Origin of the sequence: Mucilaginibacter sp. CSA2-8R, from assembly GCF_038806765.1 — a bacterium.
Taxonomy (GTDB): domain Bacteria; phylum Bacteroidota; class Bacteroidia; order Sphingobacteriales; family Sphingobacteriaceae; genus Mucilaginibacter.
The window spans coordinates 4,554,914-4,569,759 of the sequence record NZ_CP152389.1; the positions used below are offsets into that span (position 1 = coordinate 4,554,914).

The 14,846-nt window shown below is 43.4% G+C and carries 15 protein-coding genes; 6 read left to right on the top strand and 9 right to left on the bottom strand.

The window, feature by feature from the left end; genetic code table 11:
* Positions 1-20: 20 nt before the first annotated feature.
* Positions 21-1,064, bottom strand: coding sequence for an aminotransferase class I/II-fold pyridoxal phosphate-dependent enzyme (locus tag AAGR14_RS19415; RefSeq protein ID WP_342645901.1), 1,044 nt, complete (start codon positions 1,062-1,064; stop codon positions 21-23).
* Positions 1,065-1,079: 15 nt separating this feature from the next.
* Positions 1,080-2,177 (bottom strand): dipeptide epimerase, encoded by a 1,098-nt coding sequence (locus AAGR14_RS19420; RefSeq protein WP_342645902.1) that lies wholly within the window; start codon positions 2,175-2,177, stop codon positions 1,080-1,082.
* 192 nt (positions 2,178-2,369) lie between these two features.
* Here AAGR14_RS19420 and AAGR14_RS19425 point away from each other — a divergent pair, with 192 nt between their 5' ends.
* The 3 genes from AAGR14_RS19425 (at position 2,370) to AAGR14_RS19435 (ending at position 5,582) form a co-directional block, all read left to right on the top strand.
* Positions 2,370-3,557 (top strand): M14 family zinc carboxypeptidase, encoded by a 1,188-nt coding sequence (locus tag AAGR14_RS19425; RefSeq protein ID WP_342645903.1) that lies wholly within the window; start codon positions 2,370-2,372, stop codon positions 3,555-3,557.
* A 120-nt stretch (positions 3,558-3,677) separates the two neighbouring features.
* Positions 3,678-4,496, top strand: coding sequence for a universal stress protein (locus AAGR14_RS19430; RefSeq protein ID WP_342645904.1), 819 nt, complete (start codon positions 3,678-3,680; stop codon positions 4,494-4,496).
* A 75-nt stretch (positions 4,497-4,571) separates the two neighbouring features.
* Complete coding sequence (locus AAGR14_RS19435; RefSeq protein ID WP_342645905.1) at positions 4,572-5,582, top strand: family 43 glycosylhydrolase; 1,011 nt, start codon at positions 4,572-4,574, stop codon at positions 5,580-5,582.
* A gap of 1 nt (position 5,583) precedes the next feature.
* On the opposite strand, the gene AAGR14_RS19440 is transcribed toward AAGR14_RS19435, so the two are convergent.
* The 6 genes from AAGR14_RS19440 to AAGR14_RS19465 all read right to left on the bottom strand — a co-directional run bounded on the left by AAGR14_RS19440 (position 5,584) and on the right by AAGR14_RS19465 (position 11,362).
* Positions 5,584-7,389, bottom strand: coding sequence for a hypothetical protein (locus AAGR14_RS19440; RefSeq protein WP_342645906.1), 1,806 nt, complete (start codon positions 7,387-7,389; stop codon positions 5,584-5,586).
* Between the two features lie 22 nt (positions 7,390-7,411).
* The gene (locus tag AAGR14_RS19445) at positions 7,412-8,074 is read right to left on the bottom strand and encodes a hypothetical protein (RefSeq protein WP_342645907.1); all 663 of its coding nucleotides are present in this window, start codon (positions 8,072-8,074) and stop codon (positions 7,412-7,414) included.
* Positions 8,075-8,308: 234 nt separating this feature from the next.
* Positions 8,309-9,190 (bottom strand): manganese catalase family protein, encoded by an 882-nt coding sequence (locus AAGR14_RS19450; protein WP_342645908.1) that lies wholly within the window; start codon positions 9,188-9,190, stop codon positions 8,309-8,311.
* A gap of 187 nt (positions 9,191-9,377) precedes the next feature.
* Positions 9,378-9,824: a hypothetical protein gene (locus AAGR14_RS19455; protein WP_342645909.1), complete on the bottom strand. Its 447-nt coding sequence runs from the start codon at positions 9,822-9,824 to the stop codon at positions 9,378-9,380.
* Positions 9,825-9,829: 5 nt separating this feature from the next.
* Positions 9,830-10,681 (bottom strand): transporter, encoded by an 852-nt coding sequence (locus tag AAGR14_RS19460; RefSeq protein ID WP_342645910.1) that lies wholly within the window; start codon positions 10,679-10,681, stop codon positions 9,830-9,832.
* 9 nt (positions 10,682-10,690) lie between these two features.
* Positions 10,691-11,362, bottom strand: coding sequence for a DUF6766 family protein (locus AAGR14_RS19465; RefSeq protein WP_342645911.1), 672 nt, complete (start codon positions 11,360-11,362; stop codon positions 10,691-10,693).
* Positions 11,363-11,619: 257 nt separating this feature from the next.
* On the opposite strand from AAGR14_RS19465, the gene AAGR14_RS19470 reads away from it, so the two are divergent.
* Entirely contained in the window at positions 11,620-11,850 is a 231-nt protein-coding gene (locus AAGR14_RS19470; protein WP_342645912.1) for a hypothetical protein, read from the top strand.
* A gap of 41 nt (positions 11,851-11,891) precedes the next feature.
* On the opposite strand, the gene AAGR14_RS19475 is transcribed toward AAGR14_RS19470, so the two are convergent.
* Positions 11,892-12,761: a cyanophycinase gene (locus tag AAGR14_RS19475; protein ID WP_342645913.1), complete on the bottom strand. Its 870-nt coding sequence runs from the start codon at positions 12,759-12,761 to the stop codon at positions 11,892-11,894.
* A 159-nt stretch (positions 12,762-12,920) separates the two neighbouring features.
* Between AAGR14_RS19475 and pncB the strand changes: the two genes are divergently transcribed.
* Positions 12,921-14,105, top strand: coding sequence for a nicotinate phosphoribosyltransferase (pncB, locus tag AAGR14_RS19480; RefSeq protein WP_342645914.1), 1,185 nt, complete (start codon positions 12,921-12,923; stop codon positions 14,103-14,105).
* A gap of 17 nt (positions 14,106-14,122) precedes the next feature.
* Positions 14,123-14,845, top strand: coding sequence for an FRG domain-containing protein (locus AAGR14_RS19485; protein WP_342645915.1), 723 nt, complete (start codon positions 14,123-14,125; stop codon positions 14,843-14,845).
* Position 14,846 lies beyond the last annotated feature (1 nt).

Sequence of the window (14,846 nt, forward strand, 5' to 3'; positions counted from 1 at the left end):
TAAAATCAAAAGTAATTCGTTTATACATTCCACTGCCGGTGTAAAACCTCGGCCAAGCGGTCTAAATCAGCCGGTGTATGCCCGGCGTTAACTACAATGCGGTTGAGCTTTGGGCTGTTAGGTGTGGGATAGGCAAAAGAGGAAATAATTATCCCATCATCATACAAATGCTTTTCGTTGACCTGTGCAGGCAGCACAAATACCGGAAAACCGGCGGTGTAATGTACACCCGGCAATTGCCTTGTATGCCCGGCAAAGTAAGCGATGTTTTGCCTAAGCTTTTCGCGCTGCTGTGCATAAATGTGCTGCCCGTTTATAAAAGCATAACCCTGCGCCGGCGAGATGGGCGTGCTACCCGTGTAAGCCGGTAACGATTTATAGTAGGCAGCCCGCACGGCAGTACAACTTATAGCGCCGCCACTGATGCCAAAGGCCTTTGATAACGAATAAGTAAAAATATATTCAAGGCTGCCTTGTTTCGGAACAGATGCACTGGTACCAAAACCGTCGCCTCCTATTAAACCTACACCGTGCGAGTCATCAACAATTAAGGTAAGCGGGCGCTGCGTTCGTTCTAAAAAGCTGAAATCATAAATAGTAGCTGCCAGTGGGTTAGCTGAGTCACTGGCAATAATCAAAGGCTGCTCTGACTCATCAGCACTGTTTAAAACCTGCTGCTGCCACGCTGCAATATCCGGCAAACCGCTTTTATGGCGCAGAATAGCTGGATGCGAAGCGGGTGAGTTGTTAATAGCTTGCGGCAGCGATGTGGCTACACGCCCTGCAGTAAAACCTGTTGGCAAAAGCACCGCCGCTTCGCATCCGGTTGCTTTGGCCAGCATAGCTTCGCATTCGTCGTACAAACGTAGCCGGGTGTTTGATATACGCGACGACGGGAACAGCCATCCGTACCTGCGTACCCCCTCTTGTAGTAAAGCATTAAACTCAGGATGGTTATTGATGCCTAAATAATTATACCCCGAAAAGAATAAAAACTCGCGCCCCCCTACCCTGGCTGTACGACCGGGCATAGCGTCGAGGTATAAATTATTCAGCTCTTCCATCGGCAGTAAAAGCTTTTATATTTTAACCGACTCTAATTTATCCAGATAAGCTTGGTCTACCGTGGCACCAATACCGGGTTGGTCGGTAATTTCGAGTGCCATACCGTTGTACCAAAAACCGCCGATTACCGGGTCGGCTAATTGGCCAAGCAAACAGGTATCCAGGTCAAAAAATTGCAGATTAGTAAAAGCCATGGCGAAATGTACATTGGCAGTTAATGCCAGCCGGCTCTCCAGCATACTACCCAGCATACAAGGCATACCACTCGCCTCGGCAACCTCGTTAATTTTGATGGCCTCGTTAATGCCGCCGCTTTTAGCAAATTTAATATTGATAAAATGGGCAGCGTTATTTCTAATGATACGACCGGCATCATAGTGGGTGTACACACTTTCATCAGCCATAATAGCAATAGGCGATTGCCGGCACAGTTGGGGAAGCCACTCATCGTTATACGTACGCATAGGCTGCTCGCAAAAACTGATGTTGTATTGTGCCAGTTGCTTTAAAGCATAGGCAGCTTCATCAAACGTCCACCCCTGGTTGGCGTCAATGCGTATATCTACCTCTGCAGGTATGGCCTGCCTGATGGCTTTTATACGCTGTATATCATCGTCCGGCTTTTTGCCAAGTTTAACTTTAATAATCCGGAACCCTTGAGCTACAAATTTTGCGGCCGAGGCAGCCATTTTTTCGGCAGTATCAATACCAATGGTAACGTCGGTAATAATTTGCCGCTTTTTGCCGCCCAAATAGCGGTACAAAGGTAGCCCTACTTGTTTTGCGGCCAAGTCGTAAAGCAGCATATCGAAGGCACTTTTGATGGTATAGTTACCGGCGGTGTACAAATGCAATTCGGCCAGGCGGCTTTCTATATCCGTGGCATCTCTACCTTTCCATATTGCGGCAAAATCTTTACCCATCTCAAATCCGGTGGCTTGGGTTTCGCCCACAATCATCGGGAAGGCCGAACACTCGCCGTACCCTGTTAAGCCGTTATCTGTATAGCCTTTAACCAATACATTTTGCGCAAAATGCATAGTACCCGTTGCAATGGTAAACGGCTCAATAGGTATTGAATATTTATAGATTTCGAATGCGGTAAACTTCATGCTTTTATGACGCCTGATTTGATTACTTTACAGTGAATGGAGTTGTTGCAACAAGATTAACTATAATTCTTTTTATAAAATTATAACAATTGCTTTACTTAGGCTGCAAACCGGCCGATAGTAATGGCGCTTAAAGTATAATTGTACATAATGCCTAACGTGCTTCAACCACTTATTCACTCACGAACATCTATGCATCTTTTTGTAAACTACAATTCTTACAAAGAACCGTTACTTAATAGCGGATTAATGACGCACGAATTGCTGAAAGAAAAGATCAGCACAATCACTAACCAAAAAAAGATTGAAGTAAAAATAGCCGGTTACTCCGCCCAGCATCGCGAAATATACCAGCTCTCTGTTGGGCGCGGCCCTATACCCGTGATGCTCTGGAGCCAGATGCATGGCGACGAACCTACCGGCACCCGCGCTTTTTTTGATTTGTTCAATTTTTTGCAGGCAGACGATGAGCACAATGATTTTCGTCAGTTGATATTTAACCATTGCACGCTGCACTTTATCCCGATGCTTAACCCCGACGGTGCGGAACTTAACGAACGCCGCAATGCACAGGGAATTGATATTAACCGCGATTTTTTGCAACAGCAGAGCCCCGAAGCACAATTACTGACGCGACTTCATCAACAAATACAACCAGCCTTTGGCTTTAACATGCACGATCAGGAAGCACTGTGGTCGGTAGCAGGCACTAAGCAACCAGCATCTATCTCTTTACTGGCACCGCCGGCGGATGACTTGGCCTTGGTTAGCCCAAGCCGGTTAAAGGCGATGCAATTGGTGGCCGGCATTAACGGAATATTATCTTCCATTATTCCTGGTTATGTGGGCAAATGGAGCGAAACCTTTGAGCCGCATGCCTTTGGCGATAACTTTCAGCGCCTGGGCACTTCCACTTTACTGATAGAAGCCGGCGGGTACCCGGGCGATGCTGAACGGCAGTTCGTTCGCGAGCTAAATTTTAAGATTTTGCTGTATGCGCTGGAGCAAATTACAACGGCAGGCTACCAGCACCACAGCATAACGGCATATCATCAAATCCCACAAAACGTAAAAGAACTGTTTCATCTGCTTATTAAAAACGTGATTTTACCCACGCCGGCCGGAATTATCAGAGTAGATATCGGCCTTAACCATTCTCATAGCTTTGATGCAGTGCCTTTGCAACACCAGGCACTGTATGCCATTCAAGATATTGGCGACTTAAGCACCTACAATGCTTATCAAACAATAGATGTACAGGGTTATGAATTTGCACATGCTCTTAGCCTTGGCAGCCTGGCTAATTTTACGGTTATTGATGCTTTAAATAATACCTATTCCTTTCAAAACGGGCAGCTCTTCTTCATCAGGAAAACTTAAATTGCAGCAAACATTCACCACTCTTGGTTGTAGTAGATTGTATAAATCTTCAGCCCATCTGCATAAGAATACTTTCTTCACTTAAAGCTGAACGCTGAATTTCAGGACTACTACCTTGGCATGAATAACATTTTACTCCTAAACGATTTTTCGGCAGAAGCCGAACATGCATTTACCTATGCACAAAAACTGGCTCAAACATTACAGGCTAATCTACTTATTTGGAATTTAATTGAACCTGTAAGCAGGCAATCTGCCCCAGCCTTAGTGGCCGCAGGGCGCGAAACGGCAAATAGCACTGATGCCTACATCACCCAAACTTTACTAAACCAGGCATACCCTGACGGTGTAGGGCTGGGTACTATTACTCATTTTACGAAAAAAGATACTGAAGGCTTTACCTTGCATGAATTGGTACAAAAGCATCAAGTTAATTTAATTATTAAAGGTACAGGAAGCCACGGGCATGCTTTAGATAAGTTAACCTCGCAATTTTTACGTAAAACGCTTTGCCCGGTATTGTTGGTGCCTCAGCAAGCAGAATACATTGGTATAAAACAAATGGTTTATTTAACCGATTTACGATATTGCCGTGCACATATTACTGGCTATTTAAAGCAGATTGCTCATCAATTAAACGCCGGACTGGCAATGGCGCATATTACTGCTGCTAAATTGCCTGAACCCGAAACTACCTATGCACTAACCCTTTACCGGCAAGCTATTGGTTCTAACAGCAATCAGCTCAATCTTTCCTTTCAGCACATTACCGAACCTTGCATCAATAAAGCGGCAGATGTATTGATTAATGCTTTGCATAACAACTGGCTGGCCATGGCTTATGGCAAACACCACCACAATGCCCTCAGTACAGCCTGCGCTACAGGGCAGCAAAAACCTGCAGAAATTAATGTTCCGCTATTGCTGTTCAACTGCTAAGGGCAAAAATATAAAGGCCCTGAGTTTACCGGCATGTCGTAAAATTCAGTAAATTCAGGGCTTTCTTGTTTATTGATGAACCGGTTACTTAGCCTCAATATTTACTTACTACTGCTGCTTTCGGCAACTTATTGCAACGCCCAAAACTTAATAACAAATATATCGGTACACGACCCGGTACTGATTAAGCAAGATTCGGTATATCACTTGTTTTGTACGGGTCGCGGCATATCCGCATGGAGTTCGACCGACCTGCAACATTGGAAAACAGAACTGCCGGTATTTACCACGCCTCCGCAATGGGCCATGGATGCCGTGCCCGGGTTTAAGGGCCACATTTGGGCACCTGATATTTCTTACTATAACGGCCTGTATTATCTTTATTATTCTGTTTCGGCGTTTGGTAAAAACACGTCATGCATAGGCCTGGCTACCAACAAAACGTTAAACACGGCCAGCCCTGAATACCACTGGACGGACCATGGCAAAATCATCGAATCAGTACCCACACGAACCAACTGGAATGCCATTGACCCGAATTTAATTACTGATCATGATGGCACCCCCTATTTGGCCTTCGGCTCTTTTTGGGACGGCATCAAACTGGCTAAATTAAAAGCCGACCGCACCGGTTTAGCTCAAGCCACCGACAAATTACCTACCTTGGCCCGCCGGAAAGCAGATACAAATCAATACACACTTTTGCCCGGTAGCTACCCTGCTGATGCCGGAACCAATGCCATTGAAGCGCCTTTCATTTTTAAGCGCGACAGATACTTTTATCTATTTGTATCGGCAGATTACTGTTGCCGCGGCCCTAAAAGCACTTACAAAATGCTGGTTGGCCGCTCAAAAAATTTAAAGGGCCCTTACAAAGACAAGCAGGGAAAAAAGATGACCGACGGCGGCGGAACATTAATACTGGAAGGCGACACCAACTGGTATGGCGTTGGCCATAATGCTGTGTGCAACTTTAGTGGCACAGATTATCTGGTGTATCATGCCTACGATGCCGCCGATAAGGGAATATCCAAACTGTTAATCAGAAAATTGACATGGGTTAACGGCTGGCCGCAGGTAAAATGAGCTATTGATCTTTTTGAATCTTTACTCCCTTCTTGTGGGGCTTAATAATTTTACTCAACAATTTAGTCACGATGTTTTTATTCGGCTTCTGTTTGTGCTGATTAAACCCCATCATAGCCGACGACATACCATCGAGTGTACTTTTCCATAACAAACCAAAAAACGAGTCGTGCGGGTCGCGAATAACGTTTATAGGTCCTTTCCTGAATTTGCCATTACTTTTAGGATTATCATTAGGCATAAAGGCATTAGCAAAAAACGAAATGAATCCACGCTTTTTTAGCGTATCAGCTTCATCATCACGTTTTAGCAAATTTACCTTCATATTGGCATAATACAGATCAAGGTTACCGGTAGCTCTGTGAGTATCAGCATCCAAGTGCATGTACATTTTATTGATAGTACCCGATTTAATTTCCATCATAGCTAGCGGTTTAACTAATGGGTTCATGGCTTTACCGTCCATGCTGCCCATCCTAGCGGTACAACTAAAGGCACCTATAGCGCTTGCCAAGTTAAACTTGTAAGTCAGATTCATCCGCCCTGCACCCATTACTCGCGTTTGGCTGTGGATGGTGGCAAATGGGTTGCGTTTTTTTGCAACAGCGTTGTTGGTAATATTGTAGTATTGCCCCTCGGTATGCTTCATCAATAACACCGAGTTTTCTTCAGACTTTCGGGCCGCAATTACATACCTGAAATATCCATTATGCATCAGCATCGTATCAATAGTCAAGTCAAAGGCTAGCCTTTGCAGCTTTTGGTGAGGGTAAGCGTAGGGCCGGATGGGTGGCTTACGCTTCGGCCAGTGGTAATTATTAACTACTTCTCCCCAAAAACCACCAATGATGCTGGAGCCTATATGAAACTGCTGCCGGTTAATTAATCGCGCCAAATCAATATGGTTCATAGTTACCTGTTTATACAGCAGATGAATACGGTCTTTATCGTATTTTACGGCCTGGTAAAATGCATTCCGCTCCAATCTTGGCTTAAGCTCAACGCTACCTACAGCCAATGTTCGGCGCATGGGTGTAAATGCAAAATCAGTAAAGTCAAGATGATAAAGGCTATCGGGTGTAGCAATACGCACCAGTTTAGCCTTGTAAAATACCGTTTTTTTATTGCCCGTAGTATCGTTGGTGCGAGCAGTGATCCGGTCAGTATTAAAACCATCCACCCTAATGTTCCAATGCTCAAACGATGTTGTTTTTTCGCGGCCGTCATTCTGATTAACCCAAGTAAAATACAGGTTTTGCATCACCATTTTTTGCACCGAGGATACGGTAAGTATATGTTTCATCAGTTTAACCATTACCGATGATTTTTGCCCGGACGACGTATCATTATAAGGCAAACGTTTATTAACTACCCTGATTACGGGATGCTTCAATACCACACCTCGCACATTAAAGCGTTGGCCTGAAGCAGTTTTGATAAATCCAAAACTGTTAAGTATTAGGCTGTCGGCACGGATATGCATAACATTGTTAGGTGCCTTATGCGCTGCCAGTAAGCGTTTGTAAACCGCACTGTCCGGTATCAACTTAAAATTGGTGATTAGTCCTTGCCCCGAATCGATGTTTAGCTCAAAACGGTCGTACGTTAAGTGGTACAAGCTGTCACTGGCCTCAGTAATCATCTTTTTAAGTTGATTAGTTAGTAAAGGCTTAACCACCTTACTTTGCGGGTTAGCCAAATCCTTTTTAAGAAAATGCCAGCCGGCGTAACCGGCAATGCCAACAACCGCAAGTATGCCCAAAATCCAAAGCCATATTTTGCTTTTTCTTTTATTTGGTGCAGTCATGCCAGCCTTACTTTGATCATTGTTAGCGACGCTCTATCACGGTATCAGTAATCAGACCATCTTTCTGCATACGCTCCAGGGTCGATTTTACGTAGCCTTTTATAAAGCTATTGATACTCGACGGGTCATACGTTTCTGACTGTGCCGCCCATATCAATTCTTCTGTTTTGGCATCGTATAGGTTGGTTTCCAGATAATACACCTGCGATTCGTCGTAATAACCAGGTGCATACAGGTAAGGGTACCAGTTGTTATAATAACTCCAGAAACGGTTATAATAACCATAGCGCAACCCAGGGTTCCAACCGCCGCCGCCGGGGATAAATCGGGTTTCGTTTTCTTTTTTCAGTAAGGCTACGGTTACAATACCATCGGCGTTGGTAGCTTGTATTTTACTTAAAACAAGCTCGCGCTGCGCACCGGTTTGATTACTAAAATTGGGCGGAAAAACATCGGCACTTTTGGTGACGGTCAAACCGCGCCGCTGCAGTTCTGCTTGCAAACCGCTTTCTACCGCTTGCTTAGCCGGTATGTTACTGCTAATAGCCGCAATGAAAATATTACGGTAACCATTGGCAGTGGCATTAGGCTTACGCCACGAACTTGTAATACTGGTGCTGGTACTGCATGCGCTTATTACTAATACGCAAAACAGCAACAGGCTTATATTTTTATTTTTTTTCATAGGTGATGAATGCTAAAAGCCTCTTTCGTTAAATACAATTTTCTTGTCTAAAAAAGGTAGTGGGTAGATAAACAGGGCTGCGTTAAAGTGCAGTTCTCCAAAAAAAATTGGGAGTATAGTACAAAAAGGTAAAAGCTATACACACCATGTACTTTGGTCGAAATAAATACATGCATGTATAACGTTATAGCAGATAGTTAAAAAAAGATCCGGCAAAGCCGGACCAAATCAACATTACGGCAAAATGGTGTCTTTAATATTTTCCAGGATACCTTTATCCATACCGCCGGTCATTTGCTGGCTTTGTGCAAAGCCTTGCGGGTCTGGCGGTGCCAACTTAGGCTCCTGGCCTAATGGTTGGGCATAAGTGTAGGTAAATTCGCCTTTGCCATCAATAGACGGACCGCTTGCCCAGCGGGCCTGGGGTGGTTCCGGCTTTTCTATATTGGTTGATACAAAGGTGTAAGCGAATTCATTAACCTGATCGTTTGCAGAGAAAGTATTCGGAATAGGTAAATTGGCATTTAAACCTCCTAAATCTTCGAGTACGGCCAGCCATTGGTTTTGGTGCATGCTGTCGCGAGCTATTAAAAAGGCTAACATATCTTTCATGCCGGGGTCGTCGGTTACTTGCCAGAGCCGGGTAGCCAATACGCGCCCCGTCGATTCGGCCATCACGTTGGCATACATATCGGCAGCAATGTTACCGCTACCAACCACCCACGAGCCGTTAAAAGGCACACCATTGGCATCAACCGCCATGGCTGATAAACCTGATGATAACACATGACGCGGGTCCATCCCGCCCAAAATACTGCCTACAATAGGATTTTCGCCGGCAATCTTATCTTTCAGTTCAACAGTAGCGCCCTCTAAATTAAGTGCAACCGCTGTGCTAAGCATTTCAATGTGCGAAATTTCTTCGGTACCGGTATCCATCAGCATATCGCGATATTTGTTGGGGCCGCGGCTGCCCCAAGCTTGAAACAAGTATTGCAAACATACTCTAATTTCACCCTCAATGCCGCCGATAGCCTGCTGCAGTAATTTTGCAAAGGCCGGATTTGGTTTTTCTACGCGTACTTCATACTGAAGTTTCTTGTCATGATAAAACATACTTTTTTTGATTTTTTTTAAACAGATTAAAACTGGCTAATAAATGCGATCGGCAAGTATGGAATGACAGGATAAAATAAAGAACTATATGCGGTTAATCCCTATCAGTATGTATCAGAGCTATTATACAGAATTAACACCCAAAAAGAAAACAAGTTTCTTTTAAATTTAATTTATTTAAATAAAGTTAACTTCTTTTAGTATTTATAGTTTTGTAAGCCGCAGCTGTAACTAACCCAAATATTACGTGTGCTAAAACTAATTGCGGATAGTAAGTTTTCAAATCAACTCCTGGCGGATTAGGATGCGCTTTGAATGTTGTTTTCCAAATACCTACACCGGCTAAACCACTTAAAAGCCCATATGCTAAGCCGCTTGTAGCATTTGCTTTGGTATTAGTTTGTTTGAGGTACAACTGATACATCGCAGCAAATACTACGCCTGCGCCATAGTGTGCCAGCCAGCCGGCCAGTCTGGCCTGCGACTTACTTAAAGGTGTTATGCGGTTTAACAATTTGCCTAATATTTCGGCTTCGTTGTAATTACTACCTTTTACTTTAGACATCAGCTCGCTAAAGGCCGTCATCAAAGTAGTTCCGGCCAAACTGGCCACTATCATTTGGTTTGTTTTCATTACTGTCAATATCTAAAGGCTAAGCCAACAAAATATTCTTTCTGTGCTGTTTTCTGCAAGCCGTAATTTAACCCGGCATCCACCTTTACATCGGGGGTTATTTCTAACTCAAGAGCGGCATCCAAAAAGTTGTTTATTTTATGCTCTTTAAAATTGTACGTATAAAAGCTTTCGCCAAATACCTCCAGTTTTTTAAACAGCACATGGCTAATCACTACGGATTGCAGTGCTTCCATATGGCGCGCGGGTTGGTCATCATCCCTTAAATAACTGCCTTCTACCTGTAAACCAATTTTCCAGTCGTGAGGCAATTTAATCAGCATTGGCACTAACAATCCCTCTTCGTATTTTTGATTATCAGCATACCTATTGGTTGGTATTTTTACGTAGGGTAACAGCGCTATACTAAAATTGCCGTTATAGTTACCAAATAAGCATTGTTTTACCCGTACAATTAAATCGCCAAAACCTGAGCCGGTTTGCTTTTGGTTGGTGATTAAATCTGTAACCGATTCTCTATTGTAGCTCTGTACAATTACCTGCAAAGCAGTATTTTTTAAAAGGCCCAGTTTAAGGTTAGCCTGGTTATAAAGCCAGCGCCGCTGTTTGCTTTGGTCGGTAATTTCACGCTGATGCCTGAACATATCTGTTTCGTACTGAAAATGCCCGGCATCTACCGTATGCGGTGTTTCGGTAACATTGGGCCGGTCGGTTTCCATTTGCTTGCGCTCTAACGATTTAGGCATCGGCTTAAATAAATGGTAAGACGAGCGCGTACTGTCTTGCGCCTTAACCTGTGTGTGGCACATCAATACTACAGATGTCGTTAATAAATACAATAAGTAAGTTTTGTTCATATAATGATGTTATTTCCCGGTTTCCATATGTGGCGCGTCCACCGGTTTTGATTCGGGCGAGCCTTTTTGTCGTAAATAGACGGTTAAAAAAACAATAGAGACGATAGATATAAATTCACTCTGCCAGTTTTGAAATGTTTCGAACCAAAAGGTTGGTTCGCCCAAAAACTGCGTTAATGTATCCTGAGGTTTGTGCATCAGTACCTGCTGATTGTTGTGCACTATCCAGCTACCATATAAGTGTAACCCCCAGCTGATGAAAAATAAAATTATGAAACACAACGACAAAGAATTACTGTACAGCGTTAACCAGATTCCTCCTCTTTTTACCGGCCAGGGCGCATCGGGCGATGGTTTGGGCTCACGGTCCACTTCTTCAGGCTCATTTAAACTTTTTGACTCGGCAGATCCGACCTGTCTTAATCCTACTGTTAGCAACACATACATTCCCATTTGCAAAAACTCGCTCTGAAAGTTTTCGAATGTGGCCGATATAAAGTGTCCGCTTCTTAAATACTGCGATAAACTTAAAGAGGTACCGCCAATGTCTTGCAGTTGTTGATTATTTTCCTTCCATCCGGTTAATGTCTGCGCAATGAGCGTGATAAAAAACAGAAACAAAAAAAACAAAGTAAGCCCATTACGATACCAAAACGATGACTTATTAGACTGATGATGCATAGGTTTGATTGGATTTATAACCAACACTTTAGCTATGAAACTTCAAAACATTACCATTTGTTTCATTCCCTGAAGTTGTATATTTTGAAAATATAATTTAATATTTTAATTTTTAAGAAAACACAACACTTGTCATGCTTGTTTAAATAACATCTGTCGTGCTTCAATTTGTTAATAAATTTAAAGTAAGCGCATTACAGCCGTTCATAGTCATTATCCAGATTATATGCATTAATGATAAATACACTTAACCATACATGAAATACGATTTTAAAGTCATAGACAAAGGATTAGTACAACCCATTACCATTGAGCCTGTTATTTACCAGGGAAGGCATATCTATGAAGTAGGTATTAACGGAATGTACACCTTAGTATACCAGGATGACGACCAATGGAAATGTGAAGATGAGCATCAAATGAATGCTGATTTACTGGCGCAGGTTTCGGAAAAAATCATGCTGTTAACCCGAAAACTACAAGCTTAATGGTAAGCTTGTAGTTTGTTGTTCCCGAGCCCGTTCCCTGTTTATTTGTGGGGCGGGTTTATTTCGGGGATGGTAAACCTTTCACCTTTCGACAGGATGTCGACGTTTAGTCCACGAATGGTAAGCATCTCATCATCTCCGTGGGTATGTATGTTAGTGCCATGGCTCTTAAAGCCGTTAATCACTATAATTACACCACAGCCTACCACCTCGGCATCTTTACCATTGCGTACCACCATAGCTGTGTCTTCTTCAATACCCACACCTATCGAGGTTGGATTAGTAGCAATCACCTGCGACATCCGTACAAATCGGCCACGGTTTACAAAGTGGGTGTCAATACATACATCACGTAAAAACTCCAGGCCGGTGGTAATTTTTACATTACCGGCTATCATTTCATCTCTCCCCACCCCCTGGTAAATCATTGGTGTTGACATGGCCATGGCCCCCGCACTGGTACCGGCAATTACCAGTTTATCATGAATGTAACGCTCTTTCAGTAACAGTAATACATCTGTGCCGCCATATACAGCCGTCAGCTTCAGCTGGTCTCCCCCGGCTATAAATACGCCATGTGCTGCTTTTAATCGGTTTTCAATATCGGCAAGCACCACATCATCCCGGTTATCATGATGAATGTGATTAACCACGTAAGCTCCTAATTCTTTAAAAGACTGTTCGTAGTTATTAAACGAGTCATCAGGGTCTTCAGACGAAGCCGAGGTAATAACTTCGATAACAGGCTGCTCGCTGCTAAGCAGTTTCATAAAGCACGATAATACTTCCATTCCTATCGATGCTGCATTACCGTCATTTTTTGATGCATCTTCTTTAGCCTCTGCACCGCCAATAATTAACAATGCCCCGGTAGGTGTCGGGCATGTGTTTTTCTCTGACATAATTTTCATTAAAGTGTTTAATTGGTATTTATAGCATCGGCTAAGTACATCTTAAAAACCCTGTAACAGCTAAGAGGTTTACTAAAACTTTATTTGAATTGAAGACACACTGGCTGTGACTACAAACATTTTGAAACCTTGTTACACTCCATTATGTTGTAACAAAATATGAATACCCAACCTGTGCTTCCACTGCCCTCTATGCTTGATAATGATTTTTATAAGTTTACTATGCAGCAGGGAGTGGTACGCCTTTTTCCGGGAGCAAGGGTAAAATACGAGTTTATCAACCGTGGTAAACACCAGTTTCCGCCGGGTTTTGCACAGGCGCTGCGCGAGGCTGTCGATGCCATGACCGGCCTTAAGCTAACACCGCACGAAAAACAATTTCTGCAGGTTGCCTGCCCTTATCTCGACCCTTTATATCTCGATTTTCTGGAGGGCTATCAGTACAACCCGCAAGAGGTCCAAATAGAGCAGCATGGCACTGAATTAAAGGTACATATTGAAGGTTTTTGGTACCGGACTATTTTATGGGAGGTGCCGGTGATGTCGCTCATCTGCGAACTGTTTTACAACTTAACCCACGCTCAGCGTATCATTGATGATGAAATTATTGAATGCACACGCAAAAAGATAGAACGTTACCAAAGCCTGGGTGTTAAAGTGGCCGAGTTTGGTACCCGCCGCCGCTATTCGTATGCCTGCCATAACCTAGTGGTAAATGCATTACAGCAACATGGAAGCGGCACCTTTGTAGGTACCAGTAATGTACACCTGGCTATGCAATACCAAACCAAGCCCATTGGTACCCATGCCCACGAGTGGTTTATGTTTCACGCCGCCAGGTACGGTTTTAAAATGGCCAACTCGCTGGGCCTCGAACATTGGGTACAGGTTTACCGCGGCGATTTAGGGATAGCTCTTTCGGACACCTATACTACGGATGTATTTTTTAAACAGTTTGATAAAATGTTTGCCAAGCTGTTTGACGGTGTGCGGCACGATAGCGGCGACCCATTGCAGTTTGCCGATAAGGTTATAGAGCACTACCAGCGCCTGGGTGTTGATCCGGTCAGTAAAACCATCATATTTTCGGATGCCTTAAATTACGATAAGGTAGCACGTATTGCCGAGCATTGCAAAGGCCGGATAGGTATATCTTTTGGTATTGGCACTAACTTAACTAACGATTTTGGCCCGGCACCGATGAACATCGTGATTAAAATGACCGAAGCCCTGCCGCAGGATGATGAATGGACCGAAGTGGTTAAACTATCTGACGAGCATGGTAAATATACCGGTACCGAACACATGATAAACCTGGCTAAAACTATACTGCATATTGATTAACAAAAACCGATAATGCGATGACGGAGGTGGAAGTAGATAATATTGAGCATTATTTAAGGCTGATTAAAGAAATTAAGGATGACAACCTGAAAAGAGGTAATTATGAAGATTTTTTATTCAGGGGACAAACGGTTGATTATCCGCTCATCCCCAAGTTGTGCCGCTTAAAAGCTAAAGGCGATTTGCTGGAAACGGAACAATTGCTTTTGCAGGAGTTTAAGCGTACCAACCCCTTGTTGATTGAGGGCCATCGCCCAATGGACGATTGGGACTACCTTACCTTAGGTCAGCATTTTGGCTTGCCTACCCGGCTGCTCGACTGGTCTAACAATGCGTTAACAGCACTTTGGTTTGCTACCAGCGACACTGTCACACCCAACAACTCCCGCTATTCTGTGATATGGATTCTGACTGCTCACCAAAAAGATTTTGATATTAATATTGAGCAGATACAGCCTTTTGACGTGCCCGAAACCAAAATCATTCGTCCGCGAATTATTAAGCTTCGTATCAATAACCAGTCGGGGGTGTTTAGCGTGCCGTCGTCAGAAGAGATATTAGAGAAACGTTATATGAATGACAGTGACTCTTTCGACCAAAAACTGTTTAAAGTAAAAATCCCGGCAGATAAGCTTAACGACATCCGTACCGATTTAAATACGCTTGGCGTAAACGCCTTTACTATATTTCCGGAATTGGAAGGTTTATGTACTTACTTGCAATGGCGCTATTTTGATTGAT

What these genes read in the sequence shown, in the direction of transcription:
- AAGR14_RS19460 (WP_342645910.1), bottom strand. Translation starts at nt 10,681, where the DNA reads ATGAACAAAACTTACTTATTGTATTTATTAACGACATCTGTAGTATTG.
- AAGR14_RS19420 (WP_342645902.1), bottom strand. Translation starts at nt 2,177, where the DNA reads ATGAAGTTTACCGCATTCGAAATCTATAAATATTCAATACCTATTGAG.
- AAGR14_RS19435 (WP_342645905.1), top strand. Translation starts at nt 4,572, where the DNA reads ATGAACCGGTTACTTAGCCTCAATATTTACTTACTACTGCTGCTTTCG.
- AAGR14_RS19465 (WP_342645911.1), bottom strand. Translation starts at nt 11,362, where the DNA reads ATGCATCATCAGTCTAATAAGTCATCGTTTTGGTATCGTAATGGGCTT.
- AAGR14_RS19485 (WP_342645915.1), top strand. Translation starts at nt 14,123, where the DNA reads ATGACGGAGGTGGAAGTAGATAATATTGAGCATTATTTAAGGCTGATT.
- pncB (WP_342645914.1), top strand. Translation starts at nt 12,921, where the DNA reads ATGAATACCCAACCTGTGCTTCCACTGCCCTCTATGCTTGATAATGAT.
- AAGR14_RS19415 (WP_342645901.1), bottom strand. Translation starts at nt 1,064, where the DNA reads ATGGAAGAGCTGAATAATTTATACCTCGACGCTATGCCCGGTCGTACA.
- AAGR14_RS19450 (WP_342645908.1), bottom strand. Translation starts at nt 9,190, where the DNA reads ATGTTTTATCATGACAAGAAACTTCAGTATGAAGTACGCGTAGAAAAA.
- AAGR14_RS19455 (WP_342645909.1), bottom strand. Translation starts at nt 9,824, where the DNA reads ATGAAAACAAACCAAATGATAGTGGCCAGTTTGGCCGGAACTACTTTG.
- AAGR14_RS19440 (WP_342645906.1), bottom strand. Translation starts at nt 7,389, where the DNA reads ATGACTGCACCAAATAAAAGAAAAAGCAAAATATGGCTTTGGATTTTG.
- AAGR14_RS19445 (WP_342645907.1), bottom strand. Translation starts at nt 8,074, where the DNA reads ATGAAAAAAAATAAAAATATAAGCCTGTTGCTGTTTTGCGTATTAGTA.
- AAGR14_RS19475 (WP_342645913.1), bottom strand. Translation starts at nt 12,761, where the DNA reads ATGAAAATTATGTCAGAGAAAAACACATGCCCGACACCTACCGGGGCA.
- AAGR14_RS19470 (WP_342645912.1), top strand. Translation starts at nt 11,620, where the DNA reads ATGAAATACGATTTTAAAGTCATAGACAAAGGATTAGTACAACCCATT.
- AAGR14_RS19425 (WP_342645903.1), top strand. Translation starts at nt 2,370, where the DNA reads ATGCATCTTTTTGTAAACTACAATTCTTACAAAGAACCGTTACTTAAT.
- AAGR14_RS19430 (WP_342645904.1), top strand. Translation starts at nt 3,678, where the DNA reads ATGAATAACATTTTACTCCTAAACGATTTTTCGGCAGAAGCCGAACAT.